Genomic DNA, 23,823 nt, shown 5'->3' on the forward strand with positions numbered 1-23,823 from the left:
CCCTTTTTTTTTCGTTGGTTTATCACCTATAGAATTGGAAGAAAGAAAAAGTCGTTTTCTGTCCCAACGATAAGCAAGCGACTTTTAACCTTCGGTACACGACGTGCCACTGCATATATAGAGGATGTTGAATAAAAATCGTACAAAAGATGAATTCTACACATGCGTCATCCAATTTCTAGGCGTTCAGGACGAAGCTCAGAAATATTGATTTTAACAAACAACAGTTATTTGGAGGCTTGAAAATGATCTCGTTCGTGACCCGCTCCATGATATTCCTTCTCCTCCTTACCTATTTTTCTGATAGCAGCATGATTGTCCATGCTGACTACAAGGCGCCATCTGCTGAAATGAACATAAGTGTACGGACAAGCCCCTACGCAACATATGAACATAAAATGGTTTTGAAAAATAAGGAAGCCATTCGTTTATATCAGGATAGCAAGGAAGAACAAATAGAATATCGCCCTGTACTCTCCGACATTTATGTAACGATTACAAAAAATAATGGAACTAAGAATTTCCGTATGGATCAATCCGGTTCCTTATGGAACGAGGCTGAATCAACACGTCTTATCCTTACACCTAAAGCGACCAAGCAGTTACTGGTACATGCAAATTTTCTAAGAAAACATCATTATGGGACGATTGTTCCTTGGAGTGAAGCGAAAGCCTTGCTTCCTAGAAAAAGTACTTTCTCAATTATTGATTTGGAGAAAGGGTTGAAATTCCGTGTTCAGCGTCGTGCGGGAAGCAGGCATGCCGATGTGCAGCCGCTAACCAAAGAGGATACGAAGACGATGAAGCAGATGTATGATAATCATTGGAGCTGGAATCGGAAAGCGATAATCGTCGTTACTGATGACAATCGAAAAATCGCTGCTTCTATGAACGGAATGCCTCATGGCGGCGATGGGATTCCGGACAATGGATTTTCAGGACACTTCTGCGTACACTTTCTTGGCAGCAGTACGCATCGATCCATTCACCCAGACTTATTGCATCAGGTGATGGTGAACACGGCAGCTGGAAAAAGAGAGGCGTTTTTACGAAGCTTAACGCCCGAGATGCTCTCGGAGCTATTTATTGGAGCATTGTCTCAGCGAGATAATAATTTACTTATTGCAGTGTCTGAAGGTGCACATTCTGAAACGGTAAACTACTTTCTTAAGCAGATGGAGAACGGAACGACATATCGGATGATGAAAAGAAAAGAAATCCCCGATCCAGACAACGGGCATCGGTTAACTACAGTGTTAGAACTACCTGTCTTCATGAAACAGAAGAATATGTCGGAAAAGAGCATAGCCATTCGATTTGAATTTGCAAGGGAATCGGTTCTTTCTCCATGGAAAATAAGGAATGTGAGCCCCAGAAAGAAATGAAGAGAGCGTATGTCGCTCTCTTCAACTGTACTTATTTTTTATATCAATCTATGCATTTGATTTAAATCTAATTAATCATGGAAGCGGATTAGATCTATACATATCAGATATTTCATTTGCTTCGTTCACCAGTTCGAGCGGTATGCTTCTTCCGTATGATACGCTTCGCACTTAATATAACGAGCGATACGATAATGCCCCCGATTTGAATCATACTAATAGAGATTGAGTAGCCGAGTAAGGGCGCTGATTCTTGGTAGCTTATAATTGGGGGTACACCACCGCCATAGCCATGCGGAAGAACGACAAACCGCATAATTTCTAAGTAGGTAAGGTGAAAACCGATTGACGCCCAAAGACTTCCGGTCCATAAACGGAGTAACTGCAAGCCTATTCCAAAACAAAAAATGACTACGATATAAAAGATATTAAGCGTTAATCCAGGTGTCTGTCCAACGAACGCTTGAAATAGGGCAACCGATGTCGTGACGCATACAAATAGTATGGTTTGAAGGAATACGGATAACCAAGCTGGGAATCGATGACGTAACACATCATACAGCAGCCCTCTTAACCCTAGTTCCTCCGGCAAAGCTTCAAAAAACACGGCAAACAATACATTGATAAGCAGGGCAGCAAACCACTGATCGGGGGCATGCCATTTTTCAATGACAATCCAACCTTGGACACTTGCTATAACGAAACCCAATACACCCAGTCCACTTGCCAATAGAACCCCAGTAAAAAAGTGATATCCTCTTTTCCAGGAATATACCGGTGTCTTCGGTTTTATACCAGTCATCCGATAGAGGCGCTGATATAAATACAAAATAATAGGAACAACCAGCCCGCTCATCACAAGACTCTGAATTAGGTTCCGAACATGCCTTGATGAGCCGAACAATTGTTCAGCAACATCACCGGAAAGACCGGCTAAAAACAGAGCAGCACTTACTGTAAACCATCCTGCGAACAATAAACCTATCCATTTCATATTCTGATTTTCTCTCTTTATCATTACATCACAGTCCTTTCATTCCTAACATGATTCAATTCATTTTCTGGAAAAGATATTCATAATCACACCTATTAATGAGGGCAAGAGTAAGGTTACGATCAAAAATGCCGTAATTACATTAGATATCGGTAAGTTATATGGAGTGAACCATTCTGTAAAAAGCTCGGAGTTCAAAATTCTACCCATAATCGTTCCTGGCTTGAATTCTCTGTACAGGTTCCATGAAAATCGATCACAGGCGATTAAAAAGAGTTGCCCAAGAATAAATCCCCCAAGGGGCATCATCCAGCTTTTTATTTGAATAGGACGACTTCTCCTTGTATACATCCTTTCCTAGCTCCCCTTCTCGTATATTTTTAGAACATGCAACAGTAAAGCCTCTTATAAGTCCTTTTTCGTAAACAGTGTAGCAGCTATTAAGTAGGAGGCAATGAACAGAAATATGATGCCGATCAGGATCAAATACAAGATTGGGTCACTATGTAATCTGTTCTCGTTGATCATTTGCATAAATATTGCCGTAGGCTGCGCCAGTGCAATTAGGATTAGTGTGAACACCCCTTGAATAATTGACGTTCCTTTCTTACTAAGCGTATAAAACAGCGGCAAATAAATGGAGGCCAGGACTAGCAAGATTGCTACTGGTCCTAGTATATCCATGACCGTTAAGTCTGGCTTGTTAAATGCCGGGAATACAGATGTAACGAACATGTGAATGCCATAAGATGCTAGGACGCTGACAAGGCTAATAATAATGCCCGCTATGTATTTCGCTTTTACGATATTTTTACGGCTAATCGGCAGCGTGACCAGAAAACTGTGGTTATGATTTTTTATATCGATCAGCGTAACGTGACTTAGTGTAGCGAAAGCCGTATAAATACCCACAAGGTGAACAGACGATGAATGCTTTGGTATAAAAGCAACACTGAAAACAACAAAATACATGAGAGGTATCCACAACGAGCTTTTCAAAGCGATGAATTCTTTCCGAAGCAAGTTATGCATGTACGCGTCCTCCCTTGGTTGTGAAATACACGATGTCTTCTAATGATGGTTTGTTGAGAATCGCATAATTTCCGAATAAATGCTCGGCCTCCTGCCGATTATCTACTAAGCCCTCAAAACCAACGGCTGTCTCACGAATTCCGACAAATTTTTTGCGAACATCGGAATCTAGCAGTTGGGAGTCACCTTTCACGATTACGTATCTATCGAGGACATCATCTTTCGCTTCATTGAATACGAGCTTTCCGCGATTGATGAAAGCAATGTAGTCGGCAATGCGATCCAAGTCTGTTGTGATATGAGTTGAGAAAATTATCGAATTTCGCTCATTCTGCATCATGTCCGCAAGAATATCGAGCATTTCCCTTCTAAACACAGGATCTAGCCCGGAGGTTGGCTCATCCATGATGAGGAGCTCTGCCTCATGTGAAAAAGCAACAGCAAGGGCAAACTTCACTTTCATCCCCTTGGATAATTGTTCAATCTTCTTATTCGGGGACAGCTCGAACTGTTCCAGATAGTTGTTAAACTTCTGATCGTTCCATTTCTTATAGAAAGGCGCGATCACCTTCTTCATGTCACGAATCGTAAGGTGATCATAATAGAAGCAATCATCCGACACGATGCCGATGCGCTGCTTGATGTCCACTTCTTGTGCAGGCATATCACAGCCTAGTATCTTTACGCTCCCGGAGTCAGGGCGAATCATGCCGAGCATCATTTTGATTAAGGTGCTCTTCCCAACGCCATTCGGACCTATAAGCCCGGTGATGTAGCCCTGCTTCACATCCAAAGATACCTTCTCAACTGTAAATTCAGGATATGTTTTCGTTAAATTACGTATCTCGATTACATTCATGGTGTGTGCTCCTCCTCGAACAGTAGCTTCATATGATCGATCACATCTTGTTGACTCATGCTTAATTCCTTGCTTTCACGAATGATCTCTATCATTTTTTCTTCTAATTGTTTCATACGCTGCTCCCGAATGAAGTCTTTATTGGCCCCTGATACGAACGACCCCTTCCCTACCACGGAGTCGATCAACTGCTCTTTCTCCAGCTCTTCATACACACGCTTGGTTGTGATAACACTAACCTGCAAATCCTTAGCCAGCTGCCGAATGGAAGGAAGACTGTCACCTGCACGCAATTCCCCGCTCAGAATGCTCTGTCTGATTTGGTTCAATATTTGCATGTATATCGGATCGCTCGAGGCATTGGAAATAATAATTTTCAGCTTCTATCACCTCAATGCTGTTTATATCCATATAGTGTACATATACAATATATACACTGTTGCGATAAGTGTCAATAGAGTATTTAGTGTATATATATATTATATACACTGTTAAACCCAATGTGCCTATACCGATTCGGGTGCAGCATCTAATAACAAGCTACATTTTTAATACTTTTAATACAACGGATGAGAATATCCCACTCTAATTAATCCCTGGATGCCTCGAAGGAATTAAACAACTATGTAGAAAAGAATGTGGTGAAATAATAAAACGGCCGAGCGTCATTATTCGACTGCTCAGCCGTTTTTGTTATGAAAGGCATAATTTGCGAGTTCAGTTGTTCAAATGCAGGCAATTGGTCACCCTACGATGAATTTGCTCCGCTTTGCTACGCTCCTTGGTTATCGTTGATGAGTGTTTTCGCTACTGTGTCCCAGCGCCACGGTACAGTTTGTCCGGTCAGGTGAACACCACCAAGCCACGTATCAATGCCGTTCAGAGCTACCCGGTCTGCTTGCCCTTCCAGAACTTGTTGCCCCTCTTTCGTTAACGACACCGTACATTCACGGAATGAAGGCGGTGTGCCTTGGAAATTCGGGAAGGTCTCTACTCCCTCAACGTGCAGAAGTGGATGGGTACCGCTAGTCAGCTTGTCCAACACATGCCAGTATTGCAAATCCCCCATTCCAAGTTCATGCAGCTTATTGCAGACATGCTTAAATAATTCATACGGAGAAGCAATGCCACAATCAATCTGCTCCAAAGTGAATTGCTCGACAATGCCGAGCCCATTGTGGACAGATGGGAAATGGGCAAGATGCTGCTGGAATGCTGCATTCGCATAGGGCAATGCCGACGTATCCTCTCGCAGAAGCTGTACGAGCTTGCTAGGAACAGGAGATGTATAAGCCTCCCATAATGCTGACCCTAGATCGAGCTGTTCGCGACCGACAGTTTGCCACGTGCCTGATAGTGAAGCCAGCTGTTCTTCATTCAATTGGCCGAGTCCACGGAATAATTCAATTCCTGGGAATGACCCAACGCAAAGCAAGCTGAGCTTCGTACGGCCAAGCGATTGCTGTGCAAACCAATGGAGCAAGTAGCAGAGCATCGTCTGATCGAATAAATCATGCTCGAACCATAATACCACCTCTTCATATTCGGCAAAGCGAGCGAGCTGCTGTTCTTGATCTCCTGAGAGACGTGTAAATTCTGCTGCGGGAATACCTAACGCCTGTTCCAAGTACTGAGCCCGTACCTGCCGATTGGAAGCATCAGCGGGATTGGTGAAGTTCGGCCCTTCCGGATACACTTCCCTCCACACGAGAATGTCCCCCTGAGGTATAACCTTACGCAACGTGTTCGCTACGTGATCCCCGTTTACAATATGCAGCATATGTTTTCCCCCTTCATATAAGCCGTTGCATACATGGGCAAAATCAGCAACTGGCAGGATTCCTTTCAGTTTGCGTCGTGCGTCGAATAACCGTTTTTTCAATACAGGGACGGATGTGCCTAAGTACGCAGAGATTTCCTGCAATGAATAGCCGTAAAAATAAAACAACTGTACCGCCACACGCATATTGGATGATAATGACGATACGGATTCATGAAGCAGCCTTCTCAGTTCTTTTTGCTCGACTATGTCGGAGATGCTCTTCCCGTATTCGGCCAAACCAGTCATATCATCCAACGGGACCGACAGATGACGTTTGCGCCGGAGAATGCGGTTCGCTTGGCGAACGACAATCACCTTGAACCAGCCTGGAAATGCTTCTGTTTCTTTCAGGCGACTGAGGTTGATGTATGCTTCCGCGAATGCCTCTTGCACGGCATCCTCCGCCAACTGAACGTCGTGCAGCCGCTCATAGGCTACAGCATAAGCCATTGAAGTGAACTGTCGGACGATGGGATCGAACGCCTCGCGGTCTCCTTGCTTCGCTGCTTCTATCCAATGGTGCACGCCCCCAACTCCTTTCTTTCTATATAGTAGTGCCATGTAAATAGCAAAAGGTTACTTCAAATGATATTTTCTGAGGAACGAAAAAGTAGAAGTCCCGTAATTAAAAAACCGCCTATCCTCAGACAGGCGGGAACTATAGACTTTCGTAGTCATTTTAACTTCTTTAAACGAAGCATTTCAAACCCTGATGATCCAGGTATAAAAAAACGATCTAATTCAGCTTATGATACCTTGTTCTTTTCTCAGACACTTTTGTTTCAAAAGAAGGGCATGACGTATAACAGTTCTGCAGAGTCTTGCTCGTTGCAATGAAGAGTCTTCAGCGAAAAAATCATCATTTGAGCTCAACTCCAGCAGGGCTGCTTTGGCCGCATCCCAAGCAAGCACTTCCTCTTGCAGCAGATAATGCGCTGCTTGGTATCCGTACGTCTCCACCCCTCTTAAAACCTGCACTTTCTGCCCAAAGCTCATCGTTCGATTCATCGGGCTGTACCTCTTTTCTAAGAAGCTGTCTCTCGAATCTGCAAGCTATTTAACCGCAAAAACCCCATCTCTTTATCACGCTCAGATTCAGGCCCTTCGTAGGCTACTTGACCCACGTAGCGTGTTTTCCCATCGGATGTATCAATAATAGCTACGAGATGTGTTGTGCCTTTCTTACTCAAGATGTTGACACGATTATTAGTTTGAACGACCGTTTGTATCTTATCAACGCCAAGTTTCGAAGCTTCGATCTTAACGTAATCTCGCTCTTCAAGACCTGTGCTTAAGTTATAACGTGATAACTGAATTGCATTTTCATTGTGATTTATGTAAACTAACGAATTGCTCTCTAGATAATAGGACTGGAAAGGATCAAATTTCTGAGTTGGGTCTGGCTGCTTTGGGTCTGGCAAGGCAGACAGCTTGCCTGTTCGATATGAATAAACATAGAGATGAACGGCAATTGGAACATAAGAATACGAATATTTTTTTCTCGATGTGACCTTATTCTTTTGAACTTGATAGACCATATATTCATTCGAAGCAATGCCATTACTTAATGAGCGAACGTCAATTATTATATCTTTATCAGTGCTGTTCTTCCAATGGGTTACTTGCTTACCCTCAATAAGTGCGCCGCTCTTTATGTCCAACACATAGTCAAAAGATTGATGCAACAATTCATCCCTCTTACCCTGCTGAATTAGTACATGCAGCTGATCATTGATGCGTTGTACATCATCGATATAGATTCTATCAAATGTGTTGTCAGTAGGGATTTCGGTGACATACTGCTTCTCCTCATTCGTCTTCCTATTCAACAGGTCTACATGCAGCTGAAATTTCTTCTTTGGGAACTGACCTGATCCTATATTTGTGTCAGCATAAATCAACCATTCATTATCCTTATAAAATCCATTAGGATCCATCTTGCCCCTCATAAATTGGCGATAATCCCGAAAGAGCTGCCCCATGCCTTGCGAATAATTCCTCCATGATCGTATGGACAAGAGCTCATCGCGAAACGTCTCCCGACTCTGATAGTTGCTTCCTTCCATATTAATGGATAAGGATTCCGATCCTATTCCTCTGTAATTACCGGAAAGTTCGATACCCGCTCCCTCCTTCGGGTCGCCTTGAACCGTTACAAGCTTGTATGCCGGCAGATGATCCGCCGCACCGTAAGTATAATAGGTACACAATATCCCTAACGTACAAAGTCCGAGAATGATCGATAATAAGTAACGTTTCATCGTAAATCCTCCTTTACACCGTAATCTTCTTGCGAAGAAGCCAGAATCCGAGACAGCCGGAGATCACGGCAACGAGCAAGCAGACACCAAGCTGCATTCCATATATTTCATTCGGGTACCAATATTTATCCATGCGCAAGGAGGATACTGGATATACAGCCAAGACCGCACAACCTGCGAAATATGCAATCGCGTATAGAACACCGATCCTCCGATAGCTTCGCTCGAGTAGAACCGCAGTAAAGATCACGATTACAGCAACAATGCCTAAACCATAGTAATATATAAATTGCTCAAACTGTTTGGGCAGTAGCATTTTTAATGCATCATTCTTCGAAATCGCTTCGACGAATGTCGACTCCGTCCGCAGTTCTGCCGGAACCATCGCCTTAAAGATCATATTCTCGCCGATGAGCAGGACCAATTGAAAGGCAATCATACTAAATACAAACATAATAATAGCTGTAAGCTTCGATATGTATAACATCCATCTCTTCGATGGAAGCATCAGCAGCCGATAGATGAACGTCGATCGCCCGAACCAATCCCGATACCAAATAAGGATGGTATATAACAATAGAACCGTTATGCTGAGCAAAATCGGAAGAATGAACCATTCCTTTGTTTTGGAGATAACCCATGGGAAGGTGAGGATATCAGGTAAACCTATATCATCATATCCCATCCCATTTTTCACTTTGAACGCTAATGCATGCTTGATTGTCAGAATGAATGAACTGAACTGACAGACCATCGTCACCACCATTAAGGATGCCAAAATATATCGGAATCGATGGATTTCCATATGAACCAATTTCAAATAGCGATTCACCCCATATACACCTCCCTCATTACGTCAATGACGGATTTCCCTTCCGTCGTACGCATGTCCTCGCAGTCAAACGCAAGATGAACCGTCCCTTTCTGCAGCAGAATCGCCTTGTCGATCAAATGCTCCATATCGTCTATTTCATGTGTCGTCAGAAGCACGCCTCGATCCTCGATAAGATCCGACGAGAATACTTCAGCAATGATCTCACGGCTAAACATATCAATGCCTGAGAATGGTTCATCCATTAAGATATAATCCGTATCTTGCGATAAACCAAGCAGCAGACAATATTTCGCAGTTGTCCCTTTAGACAGGTTACCTACGCGCTCCGACCGATCCAACTTGAAAAAATCCAATAATTCCTTCGCTCGCGCCTCATTCCAATTCTGGTAGAAATCTTTCATAAATTGCATCCCGTCGGACAGCTTCATCCCCATAGGTACTGTCGGATGATCTGGTACAAAAGCTACCTTCTCATACATCGCTGGCCCAACAGGCTTGCCATCAATGCGAATCGTGCCGCTCTTTGCTGGGGTAAGTCCCATAATTGATTTCAGAATCGTGGATTTCCCAGCTCCATTGATTCCGATCAGGCATGTAATCTGCCCTTTTTCGGCTGTGAAGGATATACCGTTCAGCACCTTGCGCCCACGATAACGCTTATGTAAATCAACAACCTCAATCATCAGCGTTCCCCCCTTCTGCTTGGTTCGTACGCGCACGTTCCTCTACATACTTCGCTCGGACAAGATCCAGCAGTTCATCGACAGGCACATCAATTCTCCCTACTGACACGACAAAAGCCTCTACTGCATCTTCTATAAGTTCCGAACGAATTGCCCGCAGAATATCTGCTTCCTCCGTAATCCGACTCGGTGAGTTCCCTTCCGTTATAATCAACCGCTGCTCCTCCATTTCCTTGTAGGCTTTTTGCGCCGTATTTGGGTTTATTTTGAGCAATGCTCCGAGCTCTCTGCGGGAAGGAATAACCTGCCCTGCCTTTAATCGGCCTGTTGCGATCCGCTCCTTGAAATGCCTTACGACTTGCAAATAGACAGGGTCACGGTTATTAAAGACCACACTCGTCCACCCTTCATTCATCTTTATGATCACCCCTCGCATTTATGGCCAAGTGTGTGTACTATGTGGTTCATACACTTCATGGGTGTATTATGCCCGTAATACACAACGAATGTCAATAGTTAGATTTTATCCCTTCCCCTAATTGTTAGCACGACCCCGCCCTTTTCGATTCGTTACCCCAATGTGAGCCCCTCTTTTTCTGCATAAATGGCATCTGAAAGATTGATAGGAGAATCGTTCTTTTCTACTTGAAAAAATATTTCGTCTTTTAAAAATATATTGAAAATTTTAATCGAAAGATAATATAATAGTTACCAATCCCCATATTATGGAATGGTGGTGATAAAGAAGGAAGCGCAAATGTGGATGCCAATTGTGTTTTGAAAGCGGTGTCATCTTGTCTTAGTGATTATCATTTTGGGAGGGAAATAATTGAAACGACTTCAAACAATCCAATGGAAAAAGCTATCGCTCACACTCACTGTCGCCTCATTGGCGGCCGCAGGATTTGCGCCAGCGCTGCCTGCTCCATTCAACAGTGTACCGTCTGTCTATGCGGAGCAAGTCAAGCCGAATTCGAAGCAGCTGCAACAAGCCTTCGAATCCGCAGCGAAAGAGTTCGGAGTGCCTGTGAACATTCTGATGTCCGTCTCCTACAACCTGACACGGTGGGAGCATCATAATGGCGAACCAAGCACATCTGGTGGCTTCGGCGTTATGCATTTGACCGACATACCGATGCCGAAGCAGCAGCCAGAGGAACAGAATGCAACCGCTGACCAAGGCAGCACATCGGATTCGCTTGACGATTCGAGCCATTATACTCTCGTTGCAGCATCTCAACTCCTAAAGGTAAATCCCATCTTTCTGAAGAAGGATCCCGTAGAGAACATTCGAGGCGGAGCTGCGCTGCTGTCAAAATATGCGAAGGACATCGCAGGCAAACTGCCGGTATCAGAATCCGATTGGTATGGTGCTGTTGCCAAATATAGCGGATCTCAAGAATTGTATTATGCACAGGATTTCGCCGATCAAGTGTTCCATACGATACAGCAAGGGATCACACGGCAAACTCCGGAAGGTCAGGCGCTGCGCCTCGCATCCAAGGAAGTAAAGCCAAACCCAGCCACTTTACAGAGTCTGCAACTGCATTCAACCGTATCAAGCAACGCGGATTGCCCTTCCCTACTACCTTGCAGGTCTATTCCTGCAGCCTATCAGCAGAACGGAGATGACCCGTCAGACTATTCAAACTATGATCTTGCAGACCGTCCTAAATTCGGGCCAGATATCCGTTTTATTGTCATTCATGATACAGAAGAAACATATCGAGACACCATTGGTATTTTTGCAAATCCGAAGAAGAGCGTGGCCGCTCACTATGTTGTTCGCTCATTTGATGGCGATATAACACAAATGGTCAACAACAAAGACGTGCCGTGGCATGCAGGCAACTATTACTTCAATATGCACTCCATCGGCATCGAGCATGAGGGCTATGCGATGGAAGGAGCAACTTGGTACTCCGAACGGCTTTATCGTTCTTCTGCCGCACTCGTTCAGTACTTGGGAGATAAGTATGATATTCCACTGGATCGAGCGCATATCATTGGGCACAACGAAATTCCGGGGCTTACTCCGAAGCGAACACCGGCAATGCATCAGGATCCCGGTCCATTCTGGGATTGGGAGCATTATATGGAACTGGTTGGAGCGCCACTTGGTACCATGCATAGCCTCAAAGACATTGTGACAATCAAGCCTAATTTTAAGAGTAATTTACCTGAAGTTCAGGATGCTCCTCTTCAGCCGACGAACTTCGTATATTTGTATAAGGAGCCGCAGTTTGATGCGGATTTAATTGATGACCCTGCCCTTGCCGTTCAAAACAAGAAAGACGGGCTGAGCATAGGCGCTAAGGCTACGACAGGGCAAACCTTCTCGCTCGCAGGAGAGCTGGGGAACTGGACAGCAATCTGGTACGGTGGACAAAAGGCATGGTTCTATAACCCGTCAGGAAGCAATGCGGTTACGGGTTCAGGAGAGCTCATTACTCCGAAAGCGGACACAGCTTCTATTCCGGTTTATGGTGCGGCCTATCCAGAAGCGGCAGCTTACCCTGCCGATGTAAAGCCGAACGAACTCGTACCGCTGCAGTACACAATTGCACAGGGACAATCGTATGTTGCCGTCGAGAAGGTCAATGGCGATTATTACGAAGCCCCCGTATTCACGAAGGATCCTTATGCGACGAATAAGCACATTAAAGGCAAAGAGGCATTCTATCGCATCTTCTTCAATCACCGCTTCGCCTTTGTGAAAGCTTCAGATGTCGAGAAGGTGCGGTAACATCCGTAGTCGAAGAAGAGAATGGCGGCTGAATTGCATGTAAGGATAAGGATATCCCATACGTGTGCAATGCTCTTCTCTCAGATATTGCTTGAAATGATATTGTATAATTATAGGTTACTCAAAAATGTCTCTAAGTTCTTATCAAAAACGAACGTCCCCAAGTTCTTGTCAAATAAAAATGACAAGAACTTGGGGACATAAAATAAACTGACCCATTTATTCAGAATACGGATAGATAATCTGATGACTTGATTCATCTGAGAAAGTTTGGGGATCAAGGTATCACAATTTTATTTGCTACAACCTTATCATCACCGTCACACGCTCGGACTTCGTTTCGACACCAATTTCGTTCCTTGCTTCTCCTCCTCTTGGGTAGCTGCCCATTTTATAGGGGCAAGTGCCCTTTCCCCAATCTCAGCATATTGTGAATTATGCCTAGCGGTAGCTTCAAGCGAGCTTTGCCAGAAGAGGATTCACGATGCAATGCCCCTCAAAAGATTAGGAGGAAAACGATGATATACCATCAACCTTACGTTCAGAACCCGGCCGGCGTGCCCAATCCGTCCGAGCAAGCATTTGAGCAGCAATCTAATAATCAAATTAGACCTCGCGATGACGGTTTTCAAGCGTCACACTATCCTTGGTGCCATATTCCTTATCATCACGGATATCACCCCATGATGTGTTGTCCTTGTGGTAACGAGCATCAAGCCGTAATGGCTCATCCCTGTGAGAATATGCACTCACCTACGAAATTTCAGCCCCTGGAGCATGAGCAGCACCCCGATATGGTTCACCCCTGGGAGCATGAACACTATCCATGGATGATCCATCCCTGCATGCATCATCCATGGAATCCGTATATGGATGACCACCTTCATCCTTATCAGTATTCAGGGTGGGACTGTTGCGAGCTCGATTACCATCATGATTGGTTCCATCCATGGGATCATAGCCACTTGCATTGCCATCATCCGTGGGATAACTATCATTGCTAAGAGAAGTCCAGTCTCCCTTTCTTGAAAGGGTGGTTTCATCGCTGAGGACATGACCGTTCGCGTCAATGTCATTAGCGATGATTTTTTTTAACGGCTCAAGCTGCCCACCAATCGCAATCGTTGACGGTAGGGACCGATTGGTATAAAAATCAGTCCCGTTTCATCCCAGGAAGCCGTCCCGTAAAGCGCATCGCTGGAATTGGCGTCAAACCCGAGAAGGGGACGCCCACCCATCCCGAGGGCGGATGCTGCCAGCAATAATCGGTGCACGAGCATCCCGGCTTCCATTTGCTGTATGCGGTATCCCCGCTTGCCGAGCTGCGATTGATAGAAACTCCTCTTCCCTGCCACATGAAAGCTGAGCGGTACTTGAAACAAATTGATATTGGGAAGCGACATTCCCTCCTGCATCCGTTGCCGGTGATCTCCAAGGCACACCGACTGCAGCGCATGCGCAGTGCTATCGTACCGATAAGCGCCATCCGGAACGTCTTCGACCCCGTAGAAGCAGCCATAAAGACATACACGGGGTTCCGGCCTCTTCTGCGGGTCATCCAGGTCGTTGCGATACGTGAAGGAAGCCATCGCTTCCCGAAGCAGAGATGCAAACCGCGAAATACCGATCGGCTTCCAGATAAATTCCGTCTCGGGTGAGAAACGGTTGCGGCAAACCGCCGCCAAATCATATGATAAGCGATCTACAGGGGGCAGAGGCAGTACGGGCGCTTGATTCGGAATTGCTTGCTCATCCTGCCGGATCTGTTGAAACAATCGCGCCGAATCAAATCGGGACGCATCGCTCATCCGGAGCAGCATTGGATAATCGGCGCTCCTCCGCGACTTTATATAGTGATCATGATTGACCGGCGACAACTCCCGGCACAGCTCGGAGGCGGACACGATGTCCGTATCCTCGTTCCCACTTTCCATCCACCGGATCGCCGGATTCACCGATAACGGGATTACCGCATACACGCTCTCCTCTTGTTCTGATAGACCGAGCAGATGATTGATGGCTTGATCGAGAAATTGAAAATGCACGCCAGACGAAAATCCGAATCGTTTCGCGATTTCGAGCAGCTGTCCAATCAAAATACCGGCGTCCAGTCCCTGAAGCCGGTATGAAAAATTATTGTATTTGTAAAAATTTTTCCAGTATACCGTAGATACGAACGCAGCTCCGAAGCAGCCGTTCGCGTCGCATCGATTACCGAGCGACCTCGCCAAATAATCGTCGAAATTCCCTTTGCGCAGCAACGCCAACCGATGATGTGCCGCATCGTAATGGTATACGCCTGCAGGCAACTCATCGAGCTTAAGATAGAGATACAGTTCACTCGGATAGAGCCCGCCTCCGGAAGGAACGAAGCGCCGGCACATCTGCAAGACGCCTCCCGATTCCTCCGACGCATCCCGTTCCATGACGGACTGGGTCAATTGTGCAAGCCCGTATACATAGTAGAGGAAATGTCCAATATTGCGAAGGGTTGGCACATCGGGTGTATCCATTCCTTCGAGCGTTATCGGCACTTCCCTAGATAGTGGAAACATTGGCAAGTCACGATAAAGCTTGTAAGGAAGCGGCGCGTACTCCCAATCAGTCTCCCAATCCAAGGGCTTGACCTTATCCGGATCATATTGCAAATGGTGAAGAAAAACGTCCAGATTCATTAGACTCATCGCTTTCCTCCCTGGTTTCATCCGTGCCGTTCCATAGCCGTATTTATGGGAACGGGTGCGGATATGGATTAAGCTGCTCGGGTGACAAGGGCTCCGGCGAATAAGACAGCTCTGCAGGAATCCTGAGCACTCTATCCAGTCCCGTCAACCGGATGAGATGCTGCCCGAACGTCATCGGCAACATGCCGGGAATGAGTACTTTCACACAATGCAGTCCGTTGCGAAGGGTCTCCGGAGTCGTCTGGTCGACCACGATCACTTCAAGATTCAATTGGCGAAAAACAAGCAGCATGGCCTTCAGATCATCAGTCAGATCGGCGTTCCAGCTCGTCGGTTCAAATGCTTCTTCGAACGTTTGCATCGGACGATCGTCATTCAGCAGAAAATCGAGCCTTTCCTCTGCCTGTTTCAACCCGTACAGCATGGAATGATCCTCCATCTGAACAACCTGGTACGGATCGTGAAGCATCCGTTCGTACTGCTCACGGTTTTCCTCGAATTTCTCGCTAACCGTGAGGAGCATGCCTGCCAGCTCGTGGATCGCGCTCTTTGCCGCACGAATCGGATCCGGATGGGCACCCGCGGCGCAAATGAGGTTCACGCCCTGCTCTTTCTTATTCTTCGCGAGCGCCCACACGCTTGGTATGCCGTGCTCCATTGTCGATTTATACAAATACAGTTCATAGCCCGACACTGTCTCCAGTCGCTCCGTCATCCAATTCAATTCCCGATCCTGAACAGAACGGAGATCCAGGCGAGGCAGGGGCAGACGAGCATACCAAGTCATGAGGAAGGAGTCGCGCTCCACCACTTCCAGCATCCCGTAGAAGATCGCTTCCTCCAGACTTCCGCCCAGCGCGCAGCCATTGGAGGTTTCATAGACGAATCCGTGACCGCAGCCCGAACTGTAATATGCCAGCTGCTCCGGTACGAGAATCGGACGCTCCTGCAGAAACGAATAGCCCCATACCCAATCTATAGGCCTTTCGGGGTCGAATGACTTGAACGGGAAGTCAGAGCGTTCATACTGTTCCTTAGCATATAGTCCTACACGGAAGGGATCGAGCGCATGGTGCTGGACATTGAGGAAACTGTCATGAACGACGGATCGTTTCCCATGGGGCGACAGACCGCAATAACGCTCCAGTCCCTCCAGGATGGCTGTCATTTCGCTAACCGCATAGGAGTGGGTTCGACCTGCACAAGCCTCATCTCCGCCAAACAAGGGCAAATTGATGCTCGCATCAGCGAAAGGCGACACAAGATCCACCATTTTCCCATTCAAAAATCCGGTCCTGGCATCCAAGTATTCTTTGGCTAAAACATCTTTCAGTTCCTCCATCGAGCGGCTGCGATACGTTTCGGTGCCGATTTTCATGCTTGGCTTCAGCGCAATGCAGGCCAGCTCCTCATCGTCTTCCAGCAATCGGCCGCAGATTGGACATAGCGGAACGGGCAGGAAGAAGTGCAATGAGGTTTTCAACGTACGCATATCGATCAAGTACATCCTGCTTTCCGTCTCCGGCTGCCCGCCCATCAGCATCTTCATGGCTTCAGCCGCAACAAGGCGCGCCACCTGCAATAATCCCGTGTGAGACGCCCAAGCGTCCCGGGCGATTCCCCCATTTGACGCCAGCTTCTGCTGCAGTTTCCACGATTCCCTACGGTCACTTCCCGCCATCAGGAGTCGGGTATCCGCACATTGTGAGCACCCTTGCCCCTCTGGACGAACCAGTGGACCGACAATCCCCTCTCCGAATGCAACAAATCCGCGCAGCCAAGGCATTCCCGACTGTCTGAACCGATCTTCTGCCGCAGAATGAGAGGAAGGATCCCAAGCATCGTTCAACACCAGCGCCAAGTCTCCCGTTGCTGCTTCTCCAGACTCTATGTTCTTCTGCCGGATTAGTCGATAGCGGTCATCGGCAGACAATTGCTTGGTTACCAAATCCGCGAGCTGTCCTCCCCCGATGACCGTTACAATCGCGCTCAATGCGTCTCCTCCTCTCGCAACGACACGCCGAACACGCCTGCCAGTTCTTCTTTCATGAACGATTCTGTCGACAAATCAACGACCGCGATCCGCTTACGGTTCCAGTGCAGAATTTGCCGTACGGACTGCATTATCGTGCCGTATTCCGATTCATCGAAGCCGGGGATCGTCAGACTCTGCGCCAAGGCATCTTCCACCATGACCGAAGAGCGTTCTAGGATTTGGCCTTGGATGTCCGCCGGATCGTTTTGTATTTTCATCAGCGCCTGTCGGAGCGCTTCTCGCAGTGCCATCGTGCGGTTAACTCCGACCCCGCCGTACCAGTAACCGTTCGTACCGACCCAGAAGACTGGGAAGCCCGCCGCTTCTTGTCCCAATCCGATTACCGGGGTGTCCTGCATCGTAGTCAATGCACGCAAGCAATAGCGGCAATATTCGTCTTCAACCTCGCTTAGCTTGATTGGATTAACGGAGGGTATGCTGGATTCGGAACGACTTTTCAGCTCTTCGAATAGACACTTCCGCAGTCCGCGAAGGACCGCTTCCGCAACTGTCTCTCCCGCTCCGACCCCTACATATTCATGGGACTGCGACTCGAGCGGGCTAGCAGAATCCGGCTGGGCAGGACTGGCAGCCTTCAGAACACCGGCCATTCGCGACACGTACGCCTCGATGCCTGCCAAGCCTGCTTCCTTCCTTGCTTCATGGTGCGTCATTCCCGAACAGACAATCTGCGGCAGAAGCTCAGCGGGGCCTTCCGACAGCGGGTCGACTGCCTGGACGCGACACTGTGAGAGCGGAAGCTGCTTCGAGTCCCCTTCCTCCCAACGGTGAAGAATGCCGGTCTCCGTCGAAGTCAAGCGATAGAAATAGGAGAAGAGTCGGTCTGATTCCTGCCGCTCCGCACATGGATCGATTGGAAGGTCAAACGGATCCGTTGGCTCGGCCTGACGAAGACCTGTGACTAGCGGATGAGGAAGTAACGAATGCCACTCTCCAACTAATGTTTCCGGATTCAGCAGAAACAGCTTTCCGTTCAATTCCGAAGCCGTCCCCGTAACGGTCTTAAACCATTCGAATACGAGCACATTCGCTAGCATGGCTTCCGGCGTGGTAGAGACGGCGGACGGCCGATCCGCATCGCCAAGGGCGGTTCGGTGTATCCTGCGCCATGCAGATTCGAAGCAGACATCCGAATCCGGGTGCACCAACGGCCCTGCTATGCCCAACTGTGGCAAATAGATGGCGGGCAGCAGTGGCTTCTTCGCATCCCTGCAGGCCGCATGCAATGCTCTAAGCTCTCGGGGATCGTCACCCTGAGCGACATATAGAACGGAATCCGCCAGCTGTACGACTTCTTGCCAATCGAGGGAGCCGTCATTAGACGGAAAGATCTCCTCAACCTCGATCTCACTGTCCGATAGACGCGCAGTCGCCGTCAGTTCGGAGATCCGCAGCCGATCCGTGGTCGTCTGGTTCGTGATCAGCACACGAAACCGGGGTAATCCGGATTCCAACAAGGCAGCAACGAGCGAGACAAATATCGGACCGGAACCGACCGCAATCGGATTAGCCTGGCGATAGGTTTGAAAGCGGTGAGCGCCCGAACCGCCCAAGCTGTCCAGAAATTCGATCTGTGCGGCATATTTCCGTTCTACCGCTTCGGGTAGGTCGTGCGGTAGGTCTTGGCTGGAATCTCGGACAAAGCCGTTATTGAGCAGTACTTCCGCGATTTCATAAACCCGTACCCTGTACGGTTCCGGCAGCCCGTCCGTCAGTTCCGACATGGAATAATCCCCACTAAACATGGGCATCAATTTTTCGATCCACTGATCAACCATGTCGCCTTCCATTCGGAACGAACCTGTATTGTTGCGAAAGTAGACGCCTCCTTTCGAATCTGGAAGAAAGAACGTATCCCCTTTCACTTTCAGACGCATAGAAGGATTCAAGTTTTTATTCCTCCTTAAGGTTTTGCCGGAGGCAAAACCGCATTGTAAGCAGGCCTTCGGTTATCCGTCATTTATAAGTTATGTAGAGCATTTTGTCCGTCATGCCAGAAACTAAAAAAGGAACAGCCCCTACAGGAAGAGACACTGTAGGGGCATACCGTTTACGTATCGCTAAGGGAGCTTTTTGGTACTCAGCGGCAGCGAGCGCAGCTTCCGCAACGTGCGCAGCTACTGCAGCGGGCGCAATTGAAGCAGTTACTGCAACGTGCGCAGTTGAAGCAGTTGCTACAGCGAAAACAGTTGCTGCATGAACAAAACCCTACACAAAAAAAGCAAAAGCCAACACATAAGCGTGAATCCCCTGCTCCGTTCTGATTTTGCCCCGACGCAGACGTCATCCCCGTCGAATTGAACTTCCCGACATTCAAGTTTTGCAGATCCTTCTGAAAATCGTTCATTTTATACCCTCCTTATTATTTATTTCACTGTACCTACATGAGACAAATCGTCCAATCGTTATACGAAAATGATCAGAGCTGGAACCGGCCGGCATGCTGCCCATCATCCATCTCGACTAGATAATTTATGAAATTGGCTCCGCTAGTGTTCCTATGTCACCCACCCACCGAAAGAGGGTTAAGTAAAGATCCCTAATAACCGAACTCTACTATGAGCTTTTAGGATTTCAATCCTTCGTATTCTTCGTAATGGGCGTGATTCCTAGATTCCCTCTTCGCTCGCATCGATTAAGGGAAACCATATAAAATAGCCTAATTTCTCGTTTACAACACTGAGAAATTAGGCCTTTGCTAATTTATTCGTCGCCAAAGTGATTTTTGCTAGTAACCTTATAGATCTTGAGAGTGAAGTAAGTAGAGTTGTTTTGCTAAGAAAGCTGGCGTGTAAGGCATGTCGTTGCGCAGCCAGCCTACGATGGTTCCAATTAAGGCAGAGGACCCATGCCAAATGGCAATATCCTTTTGAATGGCTGTTCGCTTATTCGAAGAGTCGGTCTCCTTATTCTCGAACTTTGCCGTAATTATCCCAGTAAGCATTTTTAATAGCCGATCGGTAAAAATAGGCGTTCGCCTCGATCCTAAAGTAACCTTATAAAATGGCGCATTTTCAGCAATATGCTCAAGCATCCCTACTAGCTTCAACCAATCATTGTCTTCAGGACTATTAGGGTGAGCAGGATTGCTATTCATGGCATGCTGAAGATCTTCAATCATCTCGTCCGCCATCTTGTTCAGCATGTCCGGGATATCGCGATAATGAAGATAAAAGGTAACGCGGCTGATGGTCGCCCGCTCGGCAATACCGCTGATGGACATTTTCTCTATCTCCATCTTCTGCAGCATATCAACAAAGGCATCCTTTATTAACTGCCTTGTACGGCGAATTCTTGGGTCTGTTTGAGATTTGGAATTGTCCGGCATTCAGCTCTTTCCTTTCCGATTCACAAGATAATAAACAATTTATAAATAATTTGCAGTAAATCTCCAGCTTACTTTACACTTTGCAAGCCAAATGATAACTAATTTACATTTTGTGAAAATGCGTTGATTGATCGCCCTAACCTGTATAACTATAATCTATTTTATACAATGTTAATTATCTTACACATTGTAAATTAAGTCTATAGAGAAACGAAAGGTAGGAGTAAGTTGAGTAAACGCATGGAAACAACCAACGGTTCCATAAAGAAGGGCACGATTATGTTTATCATGATCTTGGGCGCTTTTCTTACAACGCTGAATCAGACAGTCATGAGCGTAGCCATCCCGGAATTGATGGTTGACTTTACTATCGCGGCTTCCACGGCGCAATGGCTGACAACCGGCTATATGCTGGTAAACGGAATTCTAATCCCTATTACGGCTTATCTCATGCTGAGGTTTACTACTCGGCAGCTGTTTCAAGCTTCGATGGTAATCTTTCTTGCTGGTACAATTGTGTCCGCATTTGCAGCAAGCTTTCCCTTTCTCCTAACGGGGCGGATGATTCAGGCAGCAGGTGCTGGCATTATCATGCCGCTGCTTATGAATGTTATTTTGGTGCTCTTCCCACCCGAAAAAAGGGGAGCAGCCATGGGAACGATGGGACTTGCCATTATATTTGCCCCAGCGATTGGGCCTACACTAGCCGGCTATATTTTGCAAAACTATAAATGGCAAACAATGTTCTACGGCATGATCCCGCTAGCCTTGCTTGTCATCATCTGCGGTCATATTTATTTAAAAAATGTGTCGGAGCAAGTCCGTACGAAAATCGATGTTCTAAGTGTTATCCTGTCCACCATTGCATTTGGCACGCTGTTATATGGTTTCAGTGCTGCAGGAAGTCAAGGTTGGGAAAGTGCCCAGGTGCTGTTGTCTATTGCCGTCGGCATCGTGACCCTTGGTCTTTTTGTATGGAGACAGCTCACTTCCCAGAGCCCACTGCTGGATCTTCGAGCCTTCAAGTACAATATGTTCACGCTCACAACCATCATTAACATCATGATCACCATGGTGATGTACGCAGATATGATGCTGCTTCCGCTGTACCTCCAGAATGCACGAGGTTATTCTGCACTGGAATCTGGTCTGCTCATGCTCCCTGGTGCACTTGCGATGGGTCTGCTGATGCCTGTTGCTGGGCGGCTATATGATCGATTCGGAGCAAAATGGCTTGCCATAACGGGGATGATCATAACGATTGCGGCCACTTCCGGTTTCGTCCAGTTGTCCGACTCAACTAGTTATACCTATTTAATTCTGATGTCAACGATCCGTAGAATCGGAATGGCGCTGCTGCTGATGCCTATTCAGACAGCAGGTCTGAATCAACTGCCTTCTAGATTACACGCACACGGTACCGCAATATCCAACACGGTTAAACAAGTAGCGGGTGCAGTAGGGACTTCTCTTCTCGTCACGGTTATGACGGATCAGACCAAATCGCATCTTGCGGATATGATGGCCGCAAGTGGGACAACCGGTGCAGCACAAAAGGATATGATCGTAGAAGCCTCTATTTTAGGGATTAACGATGCTTACGTTGTCATAATCGGAATTGGGGTTATTGGCTTAATTCTCTCATTCTTTATCAAACGTACTTCTCGAACCCAAGAGGATGCTCCTGAAGTTGCTTTGAAAAAAGCCGTTGTAAAAGAGGCCTGAGAAGAATTCTAAATAACTCGCTCATCATCGCTCTTCTGCCTGGCGAACCTTAAAGCATAGGTCTGTTAGTCGTGGCCTTCTACCAATTATATGTTAAGTTAATCTCTATTAACTTGAACATAAACCTTATTATTCAAATTGGGAGGGAGTAACATGCAGAAAGAAATTATCCTTTCAGCTAAAATTACCCGGTTTCGATCAGCTATCGAAGAGTTCAGCCCCTTTGAATGGTACAGACATCATTTGGAACATGAGCCGATTCACTACAACGAAGCTACGAATACTTGGAACGTGTTTCGGTATGAAGATGTCAGAAGAGTATTGAGCGATTACAAGTTTTTTTCTAGTGAGAGAGTCAGGACGACAATCAGCGTCGGGGCCGACAATGAGGTAGGCAGTACTCCTGAAAGAATCAATTTGAGCTCGGATCCCCCGCTGCACCGCAAAAGCCGTAGTCTGTTATCCGCGGCATTTACGCCTAGAAGCTTGAGCTTGTGGGAGCCGCGAATCCATCAAGTGGTCGGTAAGCTGATTGAGGATATGGGAGACGAGCCGATCATTGATATCGTCAAGAGCTTTACGAGCGCGCTTCCGACGATCGTTATTGCAGATTTGCTTGGTGTCCCATCGGAGGATCGATTCCTCTTCAAGGAATGGGTGGATCATCTGTTCCTTCCATTCCCGATCGATAACATTGAGGATGTACAAGAATTGAAGCGAGTAGCGGCGCTGAATTATTACAACTATCTCTACCCGCATGTAGCTGCCAAACGAACTCATCTCACCGACGATATCATCTCAGACTTGATTCGGGCCGAAGTCGACGGCGATCGATTAACAGATGATGAGATTGTACGTATGACCATGTTCATTTTGGGAGCTGGCATTGAAACGACAAGGCATTTACTAGCGAACACGTTCTATTCCTTTTTGTATGATAATGATCAGATCTATGCTGAGGTACAGGCCAATCGCGAACTTCTTCCGAATACAGTCGAAGAAATGCTTCGCTACCGTTTCCATGTTACCAGGATGGATCGGACAGTGAAACAGGATAACGATGTGCTTGGCGTGGAACTCAAAAAAGGTGATGTCGTCGTCGCCTGGATGAGTGCAGCCAATTTGGACAAGGCGGTATTTGCAGATCCGTTTACACTGAACATTCACCGTCCCAATAATAAGCAGCATTTAACCTTTGGAAACGGCCCTCACTTCTGCCTTGGAGCTCCACTCGCACGGCTGGAGGCAAACATTGGGCTGAGGTTGTTTATGGATCATTTCCAACGTATTGAGCCGGTTCCCGGATTCAAATTGGAGGAAAATCTGACGCCTTTTGCTGCCGGGCAGACGCTGACTCATTTACCAATGCGTGTAAAACGCTGGTAGTTTATTTAGCCGATTCAGCGATTGAAT

General features: G+C 46.8%; 21 protein-coding genes. 4 read left to right on the forward strand and 17 right to left on the reverse strand.

The annotated features are described in order from the left end of the window. Nucleotides 1–245: 245 nt before the first annotated feature. Entirely contained in the window at nt 246–1,385 is a 1,140-nt protein-coding gene (locus ABN764_RS04985) for a hypothetical protein (RefSeq protein WP_446671139.1), read from the forward strand. 112 nt (nt 1,386–1,497) lie between these two features. On the opposite strand, the gene ABN764_RS04990 is transcribed toward ABN764_RS04985, so the two are convergent. The 11 genes from ABN764_RS04990 to ABN764_RS05040 form a co-directional block, all read right to left on the reverse strand. Beyond that, nucleotides 1,498–2,379, reverse strand: coding sequence for a CPBP family intramembrane glutamic endopeptidase (locus ABN764_RS04990; RefSeq protein ID WP_446671140.1), 882 nt, complete (start codon nt 2,377–2,379; stop codon nt 1,498–1,500). A gap of 60 nt (nt 2,380–2,439) precedes the next feature. Further along, a complete protein-coding gene (locus ABN764_RS04995) occupies nt 2,440–2,730 on the reverse strand; it encodes a YfzA family protein (protein WP_419149782.1) in 291 nt (96 codons plus the stop codon). Nucleotides 2,731–2,784: 54 nt separating this feature from the next. Continuing rightward, the gene (locus tag ABN764_RS05000) at nt 2,785–3,411 is read right to left on the reverse strand and encodes an ABC-2 transporter permease (RefSeq protein WP_174811236.1); all 627 of its coding nucleotides are present in this window, start codon (nt 3,409–3,411) and stop codon (nt 2,785–2,787) included. Beyond that, a complete protein-coding gene (locus tag ABN764_RS05005) occupies nt 3,404–4,270 on the reverse strand; it encodes an ABC transporter ATP-binding protein (protein WP_174811235.1) in 867 nt (288 codons plus the stop codon). The genes ABN764_RS05000 and ABN764_RS05005 overlap by 8 nt, the downstream gene beginning before the upstream one ends. Next, complete coding sequence (locus tag ABN764_RS05010) at nt 4,267–4,650, reverse strand: GntR family transcriptional regulator (RefSeq protein ID WP_072729469.1); 384 nt, start codon at nt 4,648–4,650, stop codon at nt 4,267–4,269. Before ABN764_RS05010 ends, ABN764_RS05005 begins: the two co-directional genes overlap by 4 nt. Nucleotides 4,651–5,042: 392 nt before the next feature. Next, complete coding sequence (locus tag ABN764_RS05015) at nt 5,043–6,617, reverse strand: sigma-70 family RNA polymerase sigma factor (RefSeq protein ID WP_446671141.1); 1,575 nt, start codon at nt 6,615–6,617, stop codon at nt 5,043–5,045. A gap of 216 nt (nt 6,618–6,833) precedes the next feature. Next, on the reverse strand, nt 6,834–7,100 hold the full coding sequence (locus ABN764_RS05020) for a hypothetical protein (RefSeq protein ID WP_446671142.1): 267 nt from the start codon (nt 7,098–7,100) through the stop codon (nt 6,834–6,836). Nucleotides 7,101–7,117: 17 nt separating this feature from the next. Next, on the reverse strand, nt 7,118–8,353 hold the full coding sequence (locus ABN764_RS05025; protein WP_446671143.1) for a hypothetical protein: 1,236 nt from the start codon (nt 8,351–8,353) through the stop codon (nt 7,118–7,120). Nucleotides 8,354–8,366: 13 nt separating this feature from the next. Beyond that, complete coding sequence (locus ABN764_RS05030) at nt 8,367–9,185, reverse strand: hypothetical protein (protein ID WP_446671144.1); 819 nt, start codon at nt 9,183–9,185, stop codon at nt 8,367–8,369. Further along, nucleotides 9,182–9,871, reverse strand: coding sequence for an ABC transporter ATP-binding protein (locus ABN764_RS05035; RefSeq protein ID WP_446671145.1), 690 nt, complete (start codon nt 9,869–9,871; stop codon nt 9,182–9,184). Before ABN764_RS05035 ends, ABN764_RS05030 begins: the two co-directional genes overlap by 4 nt. Further along, nucleotides 9,864–10,286, reverse strand: a complete 423-nt coding sequence (locus ABN764_RS05040; RefSeq protein ID WP_446671146.1) for a GntR family transcriptional regulator — start codon at nt 10,284–10,286, stop codon at nt 9,864–9,866. Before ABN764_RS05040 ends, ABN764_RS05035 begins: the two co-directional genes overlap by 8 nt. 414 nt (nt 10,287–10,700) lie before the next feature. Between ABN764_RS05040 and ABN764_RS05045 the strand changes: the two genes are divergently transcribed. Then, nucleotides 10,701–12,617 carry an N-acetylmuramoyl-L-alanine amidase gene (locus tag ABN764_RS05045; RefSeq protein WP_446671147.1) on the forward strand — a complete coding sequence of 639 codons (1,917 nt, stop codon included), beginning with the start codon at nt 10,701–10,703 and terminating at the stop codon, nt 12,615–12,617. Between the two features lie 606 nt (nt 12,618–13,223). Here ABN764_RS05045 and ABN764_RS05050 read toward each other — a convergent pair. The 6 genes from ABN764_RS05050 to ABN764_RS05075 all read right to left on the reverse strand — a co-directional run bounded on the left by ABN764_RS05050 (nt 13,224) and on the right by ABN764_RS05075 (nt 20,685). Further along, nucleotides 13,224–13,370 (reverse strand): hypothetical protein, encoded by a 147-nt coding sequence (locus ABN764_RS05050; RefSeq protein ID WP_174808331.1) that lies wholly within the window; start codon nt 13,368–13,370, stop codon nt 13,224–13,226. A gap of 338 nt (nt 13,371–13,708) precedes the next feature. Further along, a complete protein-coding gene (locus ABN764_RS05055) occupies nt 13,709–15,301 on the reverse strand; it encodes a SagB family peptide dehydrogenase (protein ID WP_446671148.1) in 1,593 nt (530 codons plus the stop codon). Nucleotides 15,302–15,344: 43 nt separating this feature from the next. Beyond that, the gene (locus ABN764_RS05060; protein ID WP_446671149.1) at nt 15,345–17,294 is read right to left on the reverse strand and encodes a TOMM precursor leader peptide-binding protein; all 1,950 of its coding nucleotides are present in this window, start codon (nt 17,292–17,294) and stop codon (nt 15,345–15,347) included. After that, on the reverse strand, nt 17,291–19,246 hold the full coding sequence (locus tag ABN764_RS05065) for a putative thiazole-containing bacteriocin maturation protein (protein WP_446671150.1): 1,956 nt from the start codon (nt 19,244–19,246) through the stop codon (nt 17,291–17,293). Before ABN764_RS05065 ends, ABN764_RS05060 begins: the two co-directional genes overlap by 4 nt. A 191-nt stretch (nt 19,247–19,437) precedes the next feature. Next, the gene (locus tag ABN764_RS29540) at nt 19,438–19,704 is read right to left on the reverse strand and encodes a hypothetical protein (RefSeq protein WP_512699552.1); all 267 of its coding nucleotides are present in this window, start codon (nt 19,702–19,704) and stop codon (nt 19,438–19,440) included. Nucleotides 19,705–20,094: 390 nt separating this feature from the next. Continuing rightward, entirely contained in the window at nt 20,095–20,685 is a 591-nt protein-coding gene (locus ABN764_RS05075) for a TetR/AcrR family transcriptional regulator (protein WP_315745997.1), read from the reverse strand. 240 nt (nt 20,686–20,925) lie between these two features. Here ABN764_RS05075 and ABN764_RS05080 point away from each other — a divergent pair, with 240 nt between their 5' ends. Both ABN764_RS05080 and ABN764_RS05085 read left to right on the forward strand, forming a co-directional pair. After that, nucleotides 20,926–22,410 (forward strand): DHA2 family efflux MFS transporter permease subunit, encoded by a 1,485-nt coding sequence (locus tag ABN764_RS05080; RefSeq protein WP_446671338.1) that lies wholly within the window; start codon nt 20,926–20,928, stop codon nt 22,408–22,410. 153 nt (nt 22,411–22,563) lie between these two features. After that, the gene (locus ABN764_RS05085; RefSeq protein ID WP_446671151.1) at nt 22,564–23,796 is read left to right on the forward strand and encodes a cytochrome P450; all 1,233 of its coding nucleotides are present in this window, start codon (nt 22,564–22,566) and stop codon (nt 23,794–23,796) included. Nucleotides 23,797–23,823 lie beyond the last annotated feature (27 nt).

The sequence above is a fragment of the Paenibacillus wuxiensis genome, from assembly GCF_040195695.1.
Classification (GTDB): Bacteria; Bacillota; Bacilli; order Paenibacillales; family Paenibacillaceae; genus Paenibacillus_B; species Paenibacillus_B suaedae.

Coding starts and splice junctions, on each gene's coding strand:
- ABN764_RS05035 (WP_446671145.1), bottom strand. CDS start 9,871: ATGATTGAGGTTGTTGATTTACATAAGCGTTATCGTGGGCGCAAGGTG.
- ABN764_RS05025 (WP_446671143.1), bottom strand. CDS start 8,353: ATGAAACGTTACTTATTATCGATCATTCTCGGACTTTGTACGTTAGGG.
- ABN764_RS05080 (WP_446671338.1), top strand. CDS start 20,926: ATGGAAACAACCAACGGTTCCATAAAGAAGGGCACGATTATGTTTATC.
- ABN764_RS04990 (WP_446671140.1), bottom strand. CDS start 2,379: ATGAAATGGATAGGTTTATTGTTCGCAGGATGGTTTACAGTAAGTGCT.
- ABN764_RS05075 (WP_315745997.1), bottom strand. CDS start 20,685: ATGCCGGACAATTCCAAATCTCAAACAGACCCAAGAATTCGCCGTACA.
- ABN764_RS05040 (WP_446671146.1), bottom strand. CDS start 10,286: ATGAATGAAGGGTGGACGAGTGTGGTCTTTAATAACCGTGACCCTGTC.
- ABN764_RS05005 (WP_174811235.1), bottom strand. CDS start 4,270: ATGAATGTAATCGAGATACGTAATTTAACGAAAACATATCCTGAATTT.
- ABN764_RS05055 (WP_446671148.1), bottom strand. CDS start 15,301: ATGAGTCTAATGAATCTGGACGTTTTTCTTCACCATTTGCAATATGAT.
- ABN764_RS04985 (WP_446671139.1), top strand. CDS start 246: ATGATCTCGTTCGTGACCCGCTCCATGATATTCCTTCTCCTCCTTACC.
- ABN764_RS29540 (WP_512699552.1), bottom strand. CDS start 19,704: ATGAACGATTTTCAGAAGGATCTGCAAAACTTGAATGTCGGGAAGTTC.
- ABN764_RS04995 (WP_419149782.1), bottom strand. CDS start 2,730: ATGTATACAAGGAGAAGTCGTCCTATTCAAATAAAAAGCTGGATGATG.
- ABN764_RS05020 (WP_446671142.1), bottom strand. CDS start 7,100: ATGAATCGAACGATGAGCTTTGGGCAGAAAGTGCAGGTTTTAAGAGGG.
- ABN764_RS05085 (WP_446671151.1), top strand. CDS start 22,564: ATGCAGAAAGAAATTATCCTTTCAGCTAAAATTACCCGGTTTCGATCA.
- ABN764_RS05000 (WP_174811236.1), bottom strand. CDS start 3,411: ATGCATAACTTGCTTCGGAAAGAATTCATCGCTTTGAAAAGCTCGTTG.